This is a genomic window from Halosegnis rubeus (assembly GCF_009184545.1).
GTDB lineage: Archaea > Halobacteriota > Halobacteria > Halobacteriales > Haloarculaceae > Halosegnis > Halosegnis rubeus.
Genome location: NZ_QJOW01000003.1, coordinates 130,719 through 146,774 on the forward strand (window position 1 = coordinate 130,719; position 16,056 = coordinate 146,774).

The window sequence follows — 16,056 nt, forward strand, 5'->3', positions numbered from 1 at the left end:
AATAATTAGCTATTCTTTCGCGGCAAGTCGCCGGCGTCTGTCGGGGACGTGCACGCTGCTCGGTACGACTGACCGGAACGCTCCGGTGTCGGGATCAGCGCGGCCGAGTTCGAGCCAGTCGGTGACGCCGTCGGTACCACAGCCGATACACTGGCCGGCGATACGGGCCTCAACGCGGCCACAGGCGACGCTCACCTCGACGAACCCCTCCGCGAGGAAATCGGTCGGGTCGCAGTCACAGATGTCGCTCCGGGCGAGCTGCCAGAGGTCAGAGACGTTCACCTCGCGGCTGTCGTTGACGCTGACCCACGCGCCGTCGTCGAGCTGGTGGATTGAGGTGACCATACCCACCAGAACACCCCGACGGGCGTAAACACGACGCTCGCGACGCCCCGGTGACGCCGGATACGGACCCATCCGTCTGCAGTATCCGTGTTTTGGTGCCGATTACCCGACACAGAAACAAGCAACAATCTCCGCGACCCGGCAGCACAGGAGAGTGTTATGTTCGTGGTTGTGCTTATAATGTGGTAGTGCCTTCTACTACACAGTGAGTCGTTCAATGAGTATCAGTGGTGAGCGTCATGAGTAAGACAGACGAGGAGAGCCGCGCCGACCGCTACGAGGATGTCGACACGAGCCACCTCGACAACGTCGAGGACGGCTGTGGCTGTACCGAAATCTGGGAGCACACGAGCGAGCGAGAGGAGCCGGAGGAGCCCGACACCGACCCCGACGACGAGTGACCACCCTCCGCTCGCAGGCGGGCTTTTTGATACTGGCCCCGCTACCCGTGAGTGAATGACACCGGATGAGGGCCCTTCGACCGAGACCGGTCCGGCGAGCCGTGCGTCTCCGGTCGGCGAGCCGGTCATCCGCCGGAACGTCACGGACGACGCCGCGCGATTCGACCCCACAGACGCCGAGAGTCTCGCGGAGGCCGCCGACGTGGTGCGCCGCTTCGCCGAGAACACCGCCGGCGGCACCGACAACGTCTACATGCTCCGAGGTGCGGCGGCGTGTGCCGCGCTCGTCCGCGGCGAAGGCTCGTACAAGGCCGCCGCAGAACGGGCCGGCGGGGAGGCAACCGTCTCGTTCATCCGCAAGTGGGCGCGCGTCCACGACCTCCCGCGGTCGGTGCGCCGATACGTCGCGCTCGGACAGATCGCCCCGACAGCGGCCAAACACATCGCCCGGCTCTCCGGCGAGGCGCGCTTTCTCTTGGCGTGGGCCGTCCTCGACCACGAGCTGACAGTGCGTGAAGTGCGCACCGCCGCCTCGGCCGTCAACGACGGCGCGACGGTCGAAGCCGCACTCGCCGATGTCGGCGTCGAACTCGGCCGAATCGAGCTGTCACTCCCCCCCGACCTGTACCGGCGGCTCCGCCGGACGGCGGCGCTGTCTGACCGCGACCCCGACGACGTGGTCGCGGAGGCGGTGTCGGCGTACTTCGAGTGACTGCGCGCATCGAAACTATTTACCCCGAGATTACCCTACCGTGCGGTAGGGCCGATAGCTCAGCCCGGCAGAGCGTCTGGCTTTTAACCAGACGGCCATGGGTTCAAATCCCATTCGGCCCGCTTTCTCACTTCGAGCCGGTAGCTTATCCCCCAAGCCGAACAATCCACACCAGATGAGTACCGCGCCGGTTCCCGAACTCGCGGAGACTGCCACGGCCTGTGCCGACCGACTCCACGCCGCCGACAGCGTGTTGGTCGCCTCCCACATCGACGCCGACGGACTGACGAGCGCCGCCGTCGCTGACGCCGCCCTCGAGCGTGCGGGCATCGAACACGAACAGGTGTTCTTCGAACAGCTGGACGCCGAGCATATCGACCGGCTCGCGACCGCCAACCACGACACCGTCCTGTTCACCGACTTCGGCTCCGGGCAGTTGGACGATATCGTCCCTCACGAGGAAGCTGGCGCGTTCACTCCGGTCATCGCCGACCACCACCAGCCCGCCGACGCCGAAACCGAGTTTCACCTGAATCCCCTGCTCGTCGGGCTGAATGGTGCGCGCGAACTCTCGGGTGCGGGCGCGGCGTACGTACTCGCCCGGGCGCTCGAACGCGACGGCGTCGACAACCGCGACCTCGCCGCGACGGCGGTCGTCGGAGCGGTCGGCGACATGCAGGACTCCGACGGCGAACTCCACGGCGCGAACGCCGCCCTCGTCGAGGAGGGCGTCGCCGCCGGCGCGCTCGCCGAGGCGAAGGACCTCGCCGTCTACGGCAAGCAGACCCGTCCGCTCCCCAAGCTGCTTGAGTACGCCACCGACACCTACGTCCCCGGCATCTCGAACTCCTACTCGGGCGCGGTCGAGTTCCTTGACGGCCTCGACGTTGCGTGTCGCGACGGCGACGAGGAGTGGAAGCGGTGGGTCGACCTGACGGACGACGAGCGCCAGAGCGTCGCAAGTGCGCTCGTCCGTCACGCCGTCTCTCGCGGCGTCCCGGCCTCGAAAATCGAGCGACTCGTCGCCACCACCTACACCCTGACCGACGAACCCGAAGGGACGGAACTCCGAGACGCCTCCGAGTTCTCGACCCTGCTCAACGCGACCGCGCGCTACGACCGCGCCGACGTGGGTCTCGCCGTCTGTCTCGGCGACCGCACCGGCGCGCTGGAGACGGCTCGGCAACTGCTTCGCACCCATCGCCGGAACCTCTCGGAGGGGCTTACGTGGGTGAAAGACAACGGCGTCACCGACGCCGGAAACCTCCAGTGGTTCGACGCCGGCGAGGAGATTCGCGCCACCATCGTCGGTATCGTCGCCGGGATGTCGATGGGCGTCGACGGCGTGGACCGCTCGAAGCCGGTCATCGCCTTCGCCCGCGAGAGCGAGACGGAGACGAAAGTCTCCTCCCGCGGGACGAGCGCGCTCGTCCGGCAGGGGCTCGACCTGTCGGTCGTGATGGGCGAGGCGGGCGAGGCGGTCGGCGGCGGTGGCGGCGGCCACGACGTCGCTGCCGGCGCAACCATCCCTGCCGGTGAGGAAGAACGGTTCATCGAACACGCCGACGAAATCGTCGGTGACCAGCTCGGATAGCACGGCGAAAGTGGTTCGATTCGAGATAAATCGCCCGACTCGCGTCGGATTCGACAGGAAGCCGGGGGGTCGAACCGGCGGCGGAACGAGCCGGCGGGGGCGAACGAACAATCCGGCCGCTTTTGTGCTGAGCGAGCAAGTGTGAGTAAATGAGTCTCGACGCGGCCACCTTCGAGGAGCAGAAGTACGTCGACTTCTTCCCGAAGCTCCAGCAGGCGTACAAGAGCGCGTTCAACACGATGAACGAGCAGTACGACTCCACCCACGTCCACGCCATCGACCAGGCCATCCTCAACGAGTCCGAACCGGTCTTCGAAGACGGCCAGTTCCGTATTGAACTCCCCGACGACCCCGAGGCCCGGATCGACGGCGTCGTCGACATCGGTGACGACCGGCTGGCGGAACTGCTTGATGCGTACACCGACACCATCGAGACGGAGCTGTGTCGGCTCTTCGAGGTCGAGCAGCCCTAGCACACGCAGGGACAAGGCCTAAGCGTGGTCACAAACAAGAGAGTGTATGAGCACGGAGTCTGCCGACGGCGACGACCTGAACGACCGTATCACGAACTTCCTGCGCCGCAACTTCCCGCAAATTCAGATGCACGGCGGGAGCGCGGCCATCCAGAATATCGACCGCGAGGAAGGCTCGGTGACCATCCAACTGGGCGGTGCCTGTTCCGGCTGTGGCATCTCCCCGATGACGATTCAGGCCATCAAGTCCCGGATGACCAAGGAGATCCCCGAGATTTCGACGGTTCACGCCGAGACGGGAGCGGCCTCCGGTGCCGGCGACGGCATGGGCGGTGGCAACGTCTCCCCGTCGTTCCCCGGTGAGAGCTCGTCGTCCGAGGACGACGAAGGCCCGCAGGCTCCCTTCTAACGCCGATTTCTTCGTGTTTTCACCCGTCGTGAGCCACAGCAGTGGAGCTAACTCGCTGCCCGACGGAGGGCACGCGTGACCCGACGCAGTGACCGACTCGCGCTCGCGGCGGTCGTCTTCACCGTGCTGTTCTCGCAGGTGCTGTTGTACCCGGGCGTGCCGCAGTTGGTCGAGTCTCTCGGCGGGAGCGGCGAACTCGACGCGAGCACGCCGTTTCTCGCCGCGGAGTTCGCGGGTTTCGTCCTCTTTGCCGGCGTCTGGGGGGCGCTGTCTGACCGGGCCGGCGAGCGCGGCCGATTCATCTCTGCTGGCGCGGCCGGCGGCGCGCTCGCGTACGGCGCGCTCGCGGCCGCCCCGCCGATCCCGTTCTGGCTCGTCCTCGTCGTGCGGTTCGTCGGCGGGGCCTTCACCATCGGCGCGTTCTCGCTCGCCATTGCGACACTGATGGATTTCGGCGGCGGCAACGGTCGTAACATGGGCGCGGCCGGTATCGCTATCGGGCTTGGAACGGGACTGGGAGCACCTCTCGGCGGCCAGCTCTACCGACTCGGTCCCCGCGTCCCGCTCGCGGTCGGTGGCGGGCTGTTGGTCGTTGTCGCGCTCGCTGGCCTTCGGCTCCGCGAGCAAGCGACCGCGGGCGGCGGCACGGGAAGCCGACTGCTCGCCGTCGCTCGCTCGCTCGCCGACGAACCGACGCTCGCAGTCCCCTTCGCGTTTGGCTTCGCCGACCGGTTCACCGCGGGCTTTTTCGCCCTCGTCGGCGTCGACTACTTCCAGACGGAGTTCGGGCTGGACCCGGCCGCGACGGGGGCGCTGTTGGGTTGTTTCTTCCTCCCGTTTGCCCTCCTCCAGTACCCGTTTGGCGTCCTCTCGGACCGCATCGGACGGGTCGGCCCCATCGCCGCCGGGTCGTTCGCCTACGGGGTCGTCATCGTCGCCGTCTCGCTCGCGCCCTCCGTGACTGTCGTCGCCGGAACGATGATACTGGTCGGGGCGTTCGGCGCGCTGTGTGCGCCGGCGACGCTCGCGCTCGTCAACGATATCGCGCCCGCAGACGAGCGCGGGACGGCCACGGGCGGGTTCAACATCGTCGGCTCGCTCGGCTTCCTCGCCGGGAGCGTCGTCGGCGGCGGGCTGGCGACCCAGTTCGACTACACCACCGCGTTTCGGGTGGCGGGCGGCGCGGAGATACTGCTCGCGCTCGCGTTGCTCCCGTTCCTGCTTCGACTCGAAACGGGGGGATCGGATACGTTCGACCGGTAGGGAGTTTCGTCGGTATCACAACGACCTTGCCCTTCCGTGGTGAGACCGAGGTATGACGAAAAAACAGGAGTACACCGACGACTACCCCGACAAGCGGCTCTATCTCCCCGGTCCGACGGAAGTGCGCGAGGACGTCATCGAGGAGATGGCACAGCCGATGTTCGGACACCGGATGGACCGGATGACCGACCTCTACACCACCATCGTCGAGGACACGAAGACGTTCCTCGACACCGACGACGACGTTATCGTCCTCTCGGCGTCGGGCACGGAGTTCTGGGAGGCGACCACGCTGAACCTCGTGGACGACCGCGCGCTTGCGCTCACCTGCGGCAGCTTCAGCGAGCGACAGGCCAACGTCGCCGAACGGCTCGGCAAGGACGTTGACCGACTCGAGCACGAGTGGGGCGAGGCCGTCAAGCCCGACGAGGTGCGCGAGGCCCTCGAAGCAGACGAGGAAGGCTACGACGCCGTCCTCGCCGTGATGAACGAGACCTCGACGGGCGTGCGCAACCCGATCGAGGAGATCGGCGACGTGGTGAAAGAGTATCCGGACACCTTCTTCGTCGTCGACGCGATCTCCTGTCTCGGCGGCGACTACATCGACATCGAGGGTCACGGTATCGACGCCATCTTCACCTCCACGCAGAAGGCGTTCGGCATGCCCCCGGGCCTTGCGGTCTGTACCGTAAGCGAGGCGGCCTACGAGCACGAGGTCGACTCCGATTCGGCCTCGTGGTACGGCGGCTTCCAGCGCTGTCTCGACTACTACGACCGGAAGGGTCAGACCCACTCGACGCCCGCCATCCCGCTCATGCTCGCGTACCGCAAGCAGATGCAGCACATGCTCGCGGAGGGCCACGCCGCCCGCGACGACCGCCACCGCCAGATGGCCGAGTACACTCGCGAGTGGGCAAAGGAACACTTCGACACCTTCGCCGAGGAGGGGTACGAGTCACAGACGGTCACCTGTATCGAGAACACGCAGGGTATCGACGTGGCCGCCACCATCGAGCAGGTGAGCGAGGAGTACGACTTCGTCTTCTCGAACGGCTACGGCGACATCGGCGAGGAGACGTTCCGTATCGGCCACATGGGCGAGCACACGCTGGAGACAATCAAGGAACTCACCGACGCCATCGAGGACGTGGCCGACCTCTAAACACGACAGAAGACACATACCTCCCGGTAGTAATTTCTTGCTGTGGACATCTCTCGCCGCACCACACTCGCTGCACTCACCGCTGGAGTCACAACCGGAATCGCCGGCTGTAACTCGCTCACCTTCGGCGGCAAACAGGAGTACACGCCCGTCGTGCTGGAGAACAACCACGACACGCCACATATGATGGCGTTCAACATTCAGAAACTACTAGTAGGCGCTATTGTATCGAAGACCGGTAGACTGCGTCTGATCGGTCGTTGTAGCCTTCCGATTTCTTATAGGAAATATGAGGTCTGCTGAATAGAACGCGCGTATGTAGCACTCATCTTGTGATTGAGTCCACCCGTCTGTAATAAGGTCTCGATGGCCCCCCACGCCTTCGACGCCTAGATCGGAGAGTTCAGCGTGCCGAAGTACACCTGCCATGCGAGGACGGACTTGGCCACGAGACTCAACAAAACGTACGTTTTCTCCCCGAAGAGGTAGTCCTTCCACCAGGACACTTCCAGATACTGCAACGCCATGTTCACCGCAAAGAGGTTGAAGAAGACAAAGATCGAAATATAAATGTAGATGACAAACTCTGGGAACTCTCCGCCGCTGGCTGTTACTGTGCCGATGAACGTGATTGCGATGACGATCCAGGGTACGATACCGGCGATGACACCAACCCAGTACGGCGTCCAGTCGGTTTCCTCGGTCGATTCGTTGCGTTGTTCCATCAGCAGTCCGGCGAGGTTCATTACTGCAACGAGTCCAAACAGCGCCACGAGCGTCCCGAGGTCCCAGATGCCGGCTAGCATAGCGATGACGACGATCATCAGCGAGGCGCTCACGGAGTATTCGTACCAGCGGTAGGGATTCATCCCCCTGTCGAGATACTCGACGTACCGTTCGTACAACACGGTCGCAATAGCGGCGTGCGCGAACGCGGAGATGAAGAGAAAGCCCGCCACGAGCAGGGGAAGGTTTGCATCGACAAATGAGACGGTCTCCGGGAAGATTGCCTCTGTTTCGGCGTTGAAACCGTATCTCGTACGTGTGATCGGCCACAGAACTTGGTCGGCCAGGATGACCATCGCCAGCCCTTGTAGAAAGTGTAGGACAGCCATGACGGCGTTCCATAGTCGGAGTCGGGTGCCCCGCGCAGACGTCACCTGATTAGAATCGGTCGCTGTCGTACTTGACGTAGACATTATATCATGTTAAACACACACGGTAGTTACCTTTTCGGGTACTACCAGAAGGCGTTCGATGTCGCCAAAGCGGTGATGTCGTCGTCGCTCGGCCAACAGCTCCGAGATGGTCCGCGAGAACTGGTCGTAGACTACGTCCTGAATATGGAGTCGCTGTTCGAGCAGTACTCACAGGTCGTCATTGAGCGCGAGCTCTCGTATATCAAGTCCTACGACCATCTCGGCAACCTCGATGAGGTAACTCCCGTTCGGTCACCGTCCGTAAATCCGTTTGAGGGTGAGGGGCAGATCTACCACGAACCAGACCACGCGCTACAGGAGGGCGACGAGACCCTTGCTGTGCTAGACTCGAAGCACTATGCGGAAGGACACGACCCGGTCAAGGAGTCATCGTCTCGGTCACGGCTTTTTAGCTACGCCTATCTTCTTCACGCTGACCGGCTCGCATTCCTGTGTCCGCTGTTGGAACCGCGTCGTCGTCGCATCACCCAGACGGGCGCGGAACTACAGATTGTATCCCCGGAGCCAGACTTCACGCTGTATGAATACGACAAGGTGGTACACGACTATCTCTACGATGTTCTCGGCCAGAAGTCTCCGGAACTCGAAGCGTTCCGTGCAGTGGCAGAGAACCGGCTTTGTCTCGATGGTGTCGAAGAAACAAATCTGTCTGAAGCGCAGTCGATGAGTGGTCCGTTCACGTTCAAGGATGTCCAGAACTTCTCGGTAGTGTTCACATAAGCTGATTCCATGCGAAGCTGAACGATCTGATCCAGTCGTCAGTGGTTTCTGCTTTGGCGCTGCTGAAACAGGTTGAGAAACAGAGGGTTCGACGTTTTATCTCTCTGAAGACACGTTCGACAGCATTCCGATTTCCGTGTTTCTCGTATCTGAAATCGAAGCCGTGGCGCTGACACGCGTCTTGTAACGAGTGAGATCCATCGACGAGAAACACGGCGTCGGAGACGTCGTGTTTCTCGGAGAGTTCCGTCAGAAACGAATGAGCGAGAACCTTCGTTGTGGTCGGTTCAAGCTTTGTATGGAGCAATTTGTTTATTTCAGGATCGACAGCGTCGTACAGCCAATACTGCTCGTCATTGAGTTGGATCACCGCTCGTCAACCGCAATGTGATTCGGACATCGGCCAGATTCGGGCTGTAGATCGGCCTTGTGAACCCAATTATGAACGGTAGATCGAGCACGATTGACACCGAATATCTCAAGAATAGACACAGTATTCGAAAGCGACAATCCAGCAAGATGCAGCTGAATACTAAGCTTCATCAATAATCGCGGTGTCGCTTCTCGTTCAACAAACGCTAAGTCAATCTCATCCAAACAACCGCTGAGGCTAGCGTTTTCGGGCATGGATCACTCAGAAAACGCTACGCCTCACCTTTCAATCCTTATCTGAACACCGCCGGAATCTGGTGCTCGAAGGTCTCATACGCGTCTTCAATAACGAGGTTGTAGCGTCCGGGTATCTGTCCGGGGCCTGCCATTATGCACACAACGATACTGAGGGTCAAAAAGGGGTGCGTTAGCCTTGCCGGATTTTCTCACGAGAGGGCTACGTTTCCCAAAAGGCACGCTGTCGTTCTTCAACCTCAGAAAGAACCATGGAGAGAACATCCCGCCAGTCCTCCGGGTGTGATGCGTCGTCACCAGGAGTTAGTGCGTCCGGTCCCGGGTGGACATGGTCACGAGTATTGTGTCCGGATGGATGCCGATCCCATCGATAATCGAAGTCTCCGGTCTCGTGTTCCTCGTGGTAATGGAGCGAGAAATCCCCGTTTTCGAACCAGACCACCTCCAAACGAGCGGAGCGGACTCGGTTTGGGTAGAACCGTTGGTCATACACGCACACCAAACGTTCGGGAGCGAACGCTGGCTGCTCATCTATTCGAATAAAACGGTCGTCGGTTGCGAATCGCTCTTGGATGACATCAAGGTGGTCAAAATCAATCGGTGCACCGGAAAGCGAACGGGCCTCGTCGTCTGACCCGCCCGTCATACGGCGGACTGTAGATCCGCAGCGTCACCGGACTCGGTAGTGAGAGCGCGTTCGAGAAGCGTCACCCGATGACGAGCCGTTTTCCAGGCCGTGAGATGCTCCCAGACATCTTCAATGGATTGGCCGGTCTCTGCCGCATAGCGTGAAATCGAGATGTCGTCGGGAGACGCACCGTCGAATTCATTCTCAAGAGACTCCAGACGCTTCGATTCCGTCTTCAGAAAGTCCAAGAGCTCCTCGGTAGCATACTCCTGTCGAAGCGTTTGGACGCGCCGCCAGTTCAGGTACTCCTGGTTACGTTCGTAGGTGGCTGGTGAGTCCGTGACTTGGGTCACGATACCCATCCGTTCGAACCAGTCCAAGTACTCACGTGCAGCATCCACACCGTGGCCCGCTAAATCGGCCACTTCGCTTGCCGTCGCCGGACTATCGATTCCAAGGACCGCATCGAAGAAGTCGTCCCGGGTTCGCTCACCACGGACTAGTTCCTCCGGAGGAGTCAACGCATCGAAGTCTGGTGCCTCAGAACGCTCGTCGGTATCTGCTTTCAGTTCAGAGCCCGGTTCTTCCATACTAGCCGTCTCGGGCTGAACGGGAATAAATCTTCTCTAGGCGTAATAATCCGTCCACCTCCGAAAGGCATCGTCAGCTAACTTGGTCTACGAATGTATAAAGAAGGTCAGTTACCGTATTTCAAATAGGAATCTCAGTTGCAAGCGATTCGTCAGTTGGAGACCAAGTGTGTTTATTCCGCTCAGCGAGGCCGACGTTCTTGAGACGGCTTAGAATCGAACCCACCTTGTTTCGCTCTTGTTCGTTTGAATTCGGATTTTTGAATGGTGAATCAGGTAATTCGCTCACATCTCCGTGAATGACACGACGCACAGCGCCACCGGTATTTTGACGGAGGGCTCTCAGAACGAACTGTTCCTCCTCTGTCAGCGCCGTACGCCCGGGAATTCGAGGGTTCAAATCGATTCAGTATGAACGGGTCTGATGATGTACCGCACATTGTCGTCACTGAAGCCGGCGATATCGCGGTCGAAACGCGGATGACGGAGTGACGTACAAGCACCTAGAGAAGTCGCTCTTTACTCTAGATATCTAACAGAGGCTGAATGGACGACCTGCTGGATGACATCGACGAAGATGCAACGGCAGCCTTAGAGGCCGCCGAGAATCCGGAGACCCGGTATCATCTCCGCGAGATACGCCAGCGACTCGTACAAGTGTACGAACAGCAGGCACAGGCTGGAGCCGAGACGCCACAGTCTGCGTCGCCCCAGTCGCCCGACTGACGCCCGCGACGCGACCGATTTTTGCCGTCCGCTGGCTTAACACGAACAATGACCGAGCAGACGGATTTCTCTACCTTCGGCGACGACGGGGACGACTCGGACGACCAAGCCGACCCGACGGACACCACCGTCCCCGACGACGCGCCGGAGAATCCGTACATCGCCCCCGAGGAACCGACGTTCGCGCCCGCCGACTCCCTCTCCGAGGAGGAAGCACGCGAGCAGGCCGACGCACTCCGGGAGGCGATTCGCTACCACGACCACCGCTACTACGTGGAGGCCGACCCAGTCATCGGCGACCGCGTCTACGACACGCTGTTCGACCGGCTCCAGACGCTCGAGGCCGCCTTCGATATCGACGCGAGCGACTCGCCCACTCGACGCGTCGGCGGCGAACCGGTCGACTCCTTCGACACCGTCGAACACGTCGCCCCCATGTTGTCCATCGACTCATCGGGCGAGGAAAGCGAGGTCAGGGAGTTCGCCGACCGGGCCGAACGCGAGGCCGGTCCCCAGCGGTTCGTCTGTGAACCGAAGTTCGACGGCGTCTCCATCGAGGTCGTCTACGAGGACGGCGTCTACGAGCGGGCCGTCACCCGCGGCGACGGCGAGGAGGGCGACGACGTGACCAGAAACGTCCGGACGGTCGCGTCGATTCCCGAGCGACTGCACGGTGAGTACCCGGACTTCCTCGCCGTGCGCGGGGAACTGTACATGCCCCGCGAGGCGTTCACGGCGTACAACCGCGAGCGGATGGAACGGGGCGACGACGCCTTCGCCAACCCGCGCAACGCGACCGCCGGGACGATTCGCCAGCAGGACCCGGCCGTCGTCGCCGAGCGTCCCCTCGACTGCTTCTTCTTCGAGACGCTTGCGGGTGCGGCGTTCGACACCGCATGGGAGCGTCACACCACGCTCCCGGAGTGGGGACTTCCGGTCAACGACGAGGCGCGACGGGTCGACGATATCGACGGAGCAATCGAGTACAGGGATGCGCTGCTGGACCGGCGTGACGACCTCGATTACGAGATCGACGGTACGGTCCTCAAGGTGGACGACCGCGACGCCTGCGAGCAGTTGGGGACGACCGCGCGCGCCCCGCGGTGGGCCTTCGCCTACAAGTTCCCCGCGCGCTCGGAGGAGACGACGGTCCGGGACATCGCCGTGCAGGTGGGCCGGACGGGCCGGCTCACTCCCGTCGCCCTGCTCGACCCCGTAGAGGTCGGCGGCGTGATGGTGTCGCGTGCTTCCCTCCACAACCCCGACCAGATTGCCGAGCTCGGTGTCGGCGTCGACGACGTGGTGAAACTCAAGCGCGCCGGCGACGTGATTCCGTACGTCGACGCCGTCGTCGAGGCGAAAAGCGAGGGGTACTACGAGTTTCCTGACCACTGTCCGGTGTGTGGCTCTGCGGTCGAACGCGACGGTCCTCTCGCCTTCTGTACCGGCGGACTGGCGTGTGACGCTCAACTCCAGCGCGCGGTCGAACACTACGCCAGCCGCGACGCCCTCGATATCGAGGGGCTGGGCGAGAAATCCGTCGGCCAACTGATGGACGCCGGACTCATCGGCTCCCTGCCGGACCTCTACACGCTGGACCGCGAAGCCGTCACACAGCTGGAGGGGTGGGGTAAGACGAGCGCCGACAATCTCGTCTCGGCAATCGAGGCGAGCCGCGAGCCGGACCTCGACAGCTTCCTCGTCGCTATCGGCGTCCCCGAGGTCGGGCCGACGGTCGCACGCGACCTGGCGCGCGCGTTCGGGAGCTTCGACGCCGTGCGCGCGGCCCCACGCGACGAACTGGAAGCCATCGACGGTATCGGTGAGGTTGTCGCGGGCGAGATTCGAGAGTTCTTCGACTCCGAACAGAACGAGCGAGTCATCGAGGGGTTGCTCGACCACGTCGACCCGGAAGAGATGGACGTGGAGACGGGCGACGCGCTGGAGGGGCTGACCTTCGTGTTCACGGGGTCGCTCTCGGGGATGACCCGCGGCGACGCACAGGCGTTAGTCGAGCAGTACGGCGCGAACGCCACCTCGTCGGTGTCGAGCAAGACCGACTACCTCGTCGCGGGCGACAGCCCCGGCAAGAGCAAGACCGACGACGCCGAGGCCAACGACGTGCCGATTCTCGACGAGGAGGCCTTCCGCGAGCTACTGGCCGACAACGGTATCGAGTACGAGCCCTGAGTGTCCGCGAGCGAGAGACGAGCGAGCGGTTTACGAGTCGGCCGACGGGAGGCGCGACTGCGATTTTGGAATAAAAGCGCGCTTACGAGCGGTCGATGTCGAGCTCTTCTTGGAGGTCCTCCAGCCATCCCTCGTCGTTGAGTTCCTCCAGCCGGTCGCGGAAGTGGGACTCACAGAGTCCGACCTTGAGCTGGTCCTTCTCGACCGCGACGGCGGCGTCTGCATCGCAGTAGTGACACTGCATACACCAACGTACGCGGCCGGTCGTGAAAACGGCTACGGGTGTGGCAGTTCTGTTGCGGCGAGGAATCGGTCGTACGCCGTCGGCGTCATCCCCGAGACGCCGAGCGTGTGGTCGTGTGCGTCACTCCCCCCCGTCGAGAGCAGGTCGAACGTCCCGATAGCCTCGGCCAACAGATCGGGCTCGGGGTCGATATCGTCGGCGTAGGGGTACCAGCGCTCGACGGCGTCGAGGTGTTCACACAGTTCGAGTGCGGCGTGGGGGTCGTCGTAGCGGAACGGGTGGGCGAGTCCGACGAGCGCGCAGGCGTCCTCGAGCAGTTCGCGGCCGGTCTCGAAGTCGGGCACGTCGCGGGCGACGAAACACGGCCCGTCGTCGCCGATGTACCGGTCGAACACGTCGTTCACCGAGAGGTCGGTCACCTCGGTGACGGCCCGCGCGATGTTCGGCCGGCCCAGCCCGGGATGCGCCTCGATGTCGAGTTCGACGCCGAGCTCGGCTTCCAGGTTCTCGATAATCTGTCGGCCCCGCTGGACGCGGTCGGTCTGTAGGCGTTCGGTCTCGCGTTCGAGGTCCATCGTCGGCTCGACGCCGTAGCCGAGCAAGTCGACGCGCTGGCCATCGGCCTCGACGCGGAGTTCGATGCCGTGAATCAGCCGAACGCCGTCGCGATACTCCCACGGGGTGTCGAGGCCCGGATGGAGGCGGTCGTGGTCGGTGATGGCGACGGCGTCGAGATTCGCGGCCTTCGCCGCGACAGGTACGTCCGCTAGCGCCATCTCACCGTCGGAGTTCGTCGTGTGGGAGTGGAGGTCGGCGACGAGAGGCTCGTCGGTCATACGACACGTACGGCCACCACCATCATACCAGTTCGGCCTTAGTGGTCCTTAATCAATTATCAGTGTGAAACCGTGACCATACACAACGTTCATTAACGTTCTCGGTCGTTCATGTGGTATGCGATGCATGGCCGATGTCGACGCGAACTTGGACGCACACAGCTACCCGGCGACCGCGAGTGAACTCATCGAGGCGTACGGTGAGACGGAACTCGAACTCCAGAACGGCTCGGAGACCTTCGGCGAGGCGCTGGGTCGACTCGGCGAGACGACCTACGAGAGCGCCGACGACGCGAAGACCGCCGCGATGTCTGCCGTCTCGGAGGGTGCAATCGGTCGGAAGGGGTACTCGGACCGCGACGCCCCGACCGTCGGCGGCATGGGCCCGTCTCCGGTTAGCTTCTGAGCGTCAGATTCGGCCCTTTTCGGCATCTTTCTCACTGCCAGCGACATCCACGTTCAAATACGATTGCGACACAGTCTCGACGTGACGCAGGAGTCGCGGCGACGGGCCACGGCGGGAGTACGGCCCACCTGTCGCCGAGGGGCCGGGCCGTCTGTTAATCCAGCCACTCGATAGCTGCGTCCATCTCGAACGGAAGTTGCCCGACGCGGTACCCCTCGACGTGTCCGTCCGGGCGGGCCCGGAAGACGACGGTCGGCTCGTGGGCCACCTGCGGCTGTTCACCGGCAACGGCCGCCCACTCGTCGTCCCGGAACGACGAGCAGTCGACGAACAGCACCGCAGACGGGTGGGCCGCGAGCTGGTCGCGAGTCTTCGCGTCGGCGGTCTCGCGCACGGCAGCCACCGGTGTGTCAGCGCGGTCGCGTTTGGTCGGCGGGCGCGGTCGCGTCACTTCGACCAACTGCTCGCCCTCGACGAGGAAATCGAGCGCGTGCCCGCTGTCGAGGTCGATCTCCGGCTCGAAGGCGAGGTCGGCGTCGGCCAGCAACTTCGCGACGATGAACTCCCCCATCGTCGCGGCCATCCGGCCCACGTCCAGCCCCTCGCTCGTCCCGAGCTTCGAGGCCATCGTGTAGCGGTACTCGTCGAGCGCACCCGTCGAGAGGAGTCGCTCGAAGAAGGCGACTCCCTCTTGGGGCGTCGCGTCCGGGAAGCCGCCCGCGTGGTCGGCAAAGAAGCGCCGCGTCGTGTCCCGGCCGTCCTTCGAGAGGAAGACGGGGAGGAAAAACCACACGACGTGGTCGTAGCTCGCCAACAGCGGGTCGACGAGTTCGAACCGGGCGAGCAGCTCCCGCTGTGCCCACCGCGCGACGGGGTAGGGCACCTCGGTGAAGTCCTGCTTGTTCGTGCGCCACAGCACCTCCGGCGTCGTGGTGTTACCCATCCAGTAGGCGTGTGAGTTCCAGCAGAACAGCGCGAAGTCGCCGTTGTCCATCTCCAGTCGGCAGGCCTCGTAGCCAGCCGGCGGGTCGAACCACGGCGTCTCCAACCGTGCACCGAACGATTCCTCCAGCGGCGCGAGCAGTTGGTCGCGGACCCGCTGGTCGGACCACGACTCGTTCGACACACGGAAGCGAAGCGGCCCTGCCACATCTTCCCCTCGGTCTCTGCGGGTTTACTCTTGTCCCGCGGCTCGTGTGAACAATACCCATACATTTTAGTGGACACAATTGCAACGGTTGTTCATCCATGGGAATGGGAAACTTTGACGAGGCAGAACACGAGCGCCGCGAGGCGAAACACTCCAGCGTCGACGCGACGAGCGACGACACCCGCACCCAGTATCGCGGTAGCGTGAGCTACGACTCCGGTGAATCGACAGAAGCCCTGCTCGACCAGTTCGAGCAGATGAAATCTGATTAACCTCCCACTCCTCCCGGTCCATCGACTCCGATAGCGGCGGCCACGTCCCGACCGAGTCCTTTACCGCCCCCGCGACGAACCACCTGCC

19 protein-coding genes, 1 tRNA gene and 2 pseudogenes are annotated in these 16,056 nt (G+C 62.9%); 14 read left to right on the forward strand and 8 right to left on the reverse strand.

Features of this window, described 5'->3' with window-relative positions; all coding sequences use genetic code 11:
* Positions 1-9 precede the first annotated feature (9 nt).
* Positions 10-345 carry a hypothetical protein gene (locus tag DMP03_RS08215; RefSeq protein WP_152120220.1) on the reverse strand — a complete coding sequence of 112 codons (336 nt, stop codon included), beginning with the start codon at positions 343-345 and terminating at the stop codon, positions 10-12.
* 239 nt (positions 346-584) lie between these two features.
* On the opposite strand from DMP03_RS08215, the gene DMP03_RS14290 reads away from it, so the two are divergent.
* From DMP03_RS14290 to DMP03_RS08255, 9 genes are all read left to right on the forward strand, one after another.
* Positions 585-746 (forward strand): hypothetical protein, encoded by a 162-nt coding sequence (locus DMP03_RS14290; protein ID WP_172967108.1) that lies wholly within the window; start codon positions 585-587, stop codon positions 744-746.
* A 55-nt stretch (positions 747-801) separates the two neighbouring features.
* Complete coding sequence (locus DMP03_RS08220; protein WP_152120221.1) at positions 802-1,458, forward strand: DUF7119 family protein; 657 nt, start codon at positions 802-804, stop codon at positions 1,456-1,458.
* A gap of 48 nt (positions 1,459-1,506) precedes the next feature.
* Positions 1,507-1,580, forward strand: a tRNA-Lys gene (locus tag DMP03_RS08225).
* 53 nt (positions 1,581-1,633) lie between these two features.
* Positions 1,634-3,052 (forward strand): DHHA1 domain-containing protein, encoded by a 1,419-nt coding sequence (locus DMP03_RS08230; RefSeq protein ID WP_152120222.1) that lies wholly within the window; start codon positions 1,634-1,636, stop codon positions 3,050-3,052.
* Positions 3,053-3,201: 149 nt separating this feature from the next.
* Positions 3,202-3,525, forward strand: a complete 324-nt coding sequence (locus tag DMP03_RS08235) for a DUF5783 family protein (RefSeq protein ID WP_152120223.1) — start codon at positions 3,202-3,204, stop codon at positions 3,523-3,525.
* 46 nt (positions 3,526-3,571) lie between these two features.
* Entirely contained in the window at positions 3,572-3,934 is a 363-nt protein-coding gene (locus tag DMP03_RS08240) for a NifU family protein (protein WP_152120224.1), read from the forward strand.
* 75 nt (positions 3,935-4,009) lie between these two features.
* Entirely contained in the window at positions 4,010-5,197 is a 1,188-nt protein-coding gene (locus DMP03_RS08245) for an MFS transporter (protein ID WP_152120225.1), read from the forward strand.
* Between the two features lie 52 nt (positions 5,198-5,249).
* The gene (locus DMP03_RS08250; protein ID WP_152120226.1) at positions 5,250-6,359 is read left to right on the forward strand and encodes a pyridoxal-phosphate-dependent aminotransferase family protein; all 1,110 of its coding nucleotides are present in this window, start codon (positions 5,250-5,252) and stop codon (positions 6,357-6,359) included.
* 42 nt (positions 6,360-6,401) lie between these two features.
* On the forward strand, positions 6,402-6,662 hold the full coding sequence (locus tag DMP03_RS08255) for a hypothetical protein (protein ID WP_152120227.1): 261 nt from the start codon (positions 6,402-6,404) through the stop codon (positions 6,660-6,662).
* Positions 6,663-6,748: 86 nt separating this feature from the next.
* Here the strand turns inward: DMP03_RS08255 and heR are convergent, their stop codons facing one another.
* Positions 6,749-7,558: a heliorhodopsin HeR gene (gene heR, locus DMP03_RS08260; RefSeq protein ID WP_172967109.1), complete on the reverse strand. Its 810-nt coding sequence runs from the start codon at positions 7,556-7,558 to the stop codon at positions 6,749-6,751.
* A gap of 39 nt (positions 7,559-7,597) precedes the next feature.
* Here heR and DMP03_RS08265 point away from each other — a divergent pair.
* Positions 7,598-8,287, forward strand: a pseudogene (locus tag DMP03_RS08265) (5-methylcytosine restriction system specificity protein McrC); the annotation flags it as partial.
* A gap of 4 nt (positions 8,288-8,291) precedes the next feature.
* Here DMP03_RS08265 and DMP03_RS08270 read toward each other — a convergent pair.
* From DMP03_RS08270 to DMP03_RS08280, 3 genes and pseudogenes are all read right to left on the reverse strand, one after another.
* Positions 8,292-8,926, reverse strand: a pseudogene (locus tag DMP03_RS08270) (IS6 family transposase).
* A gap of 202 nt (positions 8,927-9,128) precedes the next feature.
* Positions 9,129-9,572: a hypothetical protein gene (locus DMP03_RS14925; protein WP_152120229.1), complete on the reverse strand. Its 444-nt coding sequence runs from the start codon at positions 9,570-9,572 to the stop codon at positions 9,129-9,131.
* Positions 9,569-10,144 (reverse strand): DUF7342 family protein, encoded by a 576-nt coding sequence (locus DMP03_RS08280; RefSeq protein WP_152120230.1) that lies wholly within the window; start codon positions 10,142-10,144, stop codon positions 9,569-9,571. The genes DMP03_RS14925 and DMP03_RS08280 overlap by 4 nt, the downstream gene beginning before the upstream one ends.
* Positions 10,145-10,690: 546 nt before the next feature.
* On the opposite strand from DMP03_RS08280, the gene DMP03_RS08290 reads away from it, so the two are divergent.
* Positions 10,691-10,870, forward strand: a complete 180-nt coding sequence (locus DMP03_RS08290) for a hypothetical protein (protein ID WP_152120231.1) — start codon at positions 10,691-10,693, stop codon at positions 10,868-10,870.
* A 48-nt stretch (positions 10,871-10,918) separates the two neighbouring features.
* Entirely contained in the window at positions 10,919-13,060 is a 2,142-nt protein-coding gene (gene ligA / locus DMP03_RS08295) for an NAD-dependent DNA ligase LigA (RefSeq protein WP_152120232.1), read from the forward strand.
* Between the two features lie 82 nt (positions 13,061-13,142).
* Here ligA and DMP03_RS14295 read toward each other — a convergent pair whose 3' ends face one another.
* The gene (locus DMP03_RS14295; RefSeq protein ID WP_172967110.1) at positions 13,143-13,304 is read right to left on the reverse strand and encodes a DUF6757 family protein; all 162 of its coding nucleotides are present in this window, start codon (positions 13,302-13,304) and stop codon (positions 13,143-13,145) included.
* Between the two features lie 32 nt (positions 13,305-13,336).
* Positions 13,337-14,140 (reverse strand): PHP domain-containing protein, encoded by an 804-nt coding sequence (locus DMP03_RS08300; protein WP_152120233.1) that lies wholly within the window; start codon positions 14,138-14,140, stop codon positions 13,337-13,339.
* 118 nt (positions 14,141-14,258) lie between these two features.
* Between DMP03_RS08300 and DMP03_RS08305 the strand changes: the two genes are divergently transcribed.
* Positions 14,259-14,546: a DUF5789 family protein gene (locus DMP03_RS08305; protein ID WP_152120234.1), complete on the forward strand. Its 288-nt coding sequence runs from the start codon at positions 14,259-14,261 to the stop codon at positions 14,544-14,546.
* Between the two features lie 154 nt (positions 14,547-14,700).
* On the opposite strand, the gene DMP03_RS08310 is transcribed toward DMP03_RS08305, so the two are convergent.
* Positions 14,701-15,696 (reverse strand): DUF5784 family protein, encoded by a 996-nt coding sequence (locus DMP03_RS08310; protein WP_152120235.1) that lies wholly within the window; start codon positions 15,694-15,696, stop codon positions 14,701-14,703.
* A 98-nt stretch (positions 15,697-15,794) separates the two neighbouring features.
* On the opposite strand from DMP03_RS08310, the gene DMP03_RS14300 reads away from it, so the two are divergent.
* Entirely contained in the window at positions 15,795-15,968 is a 174-nt protein-coding gene (locus tag DMP03_RS14300; protein WP_172967111.1) for a DUF5786 family protein, read from the forward strand.
* The last annotated feature ends 88 nt before the right edge of the window (positions 15,969-16,056 follow it).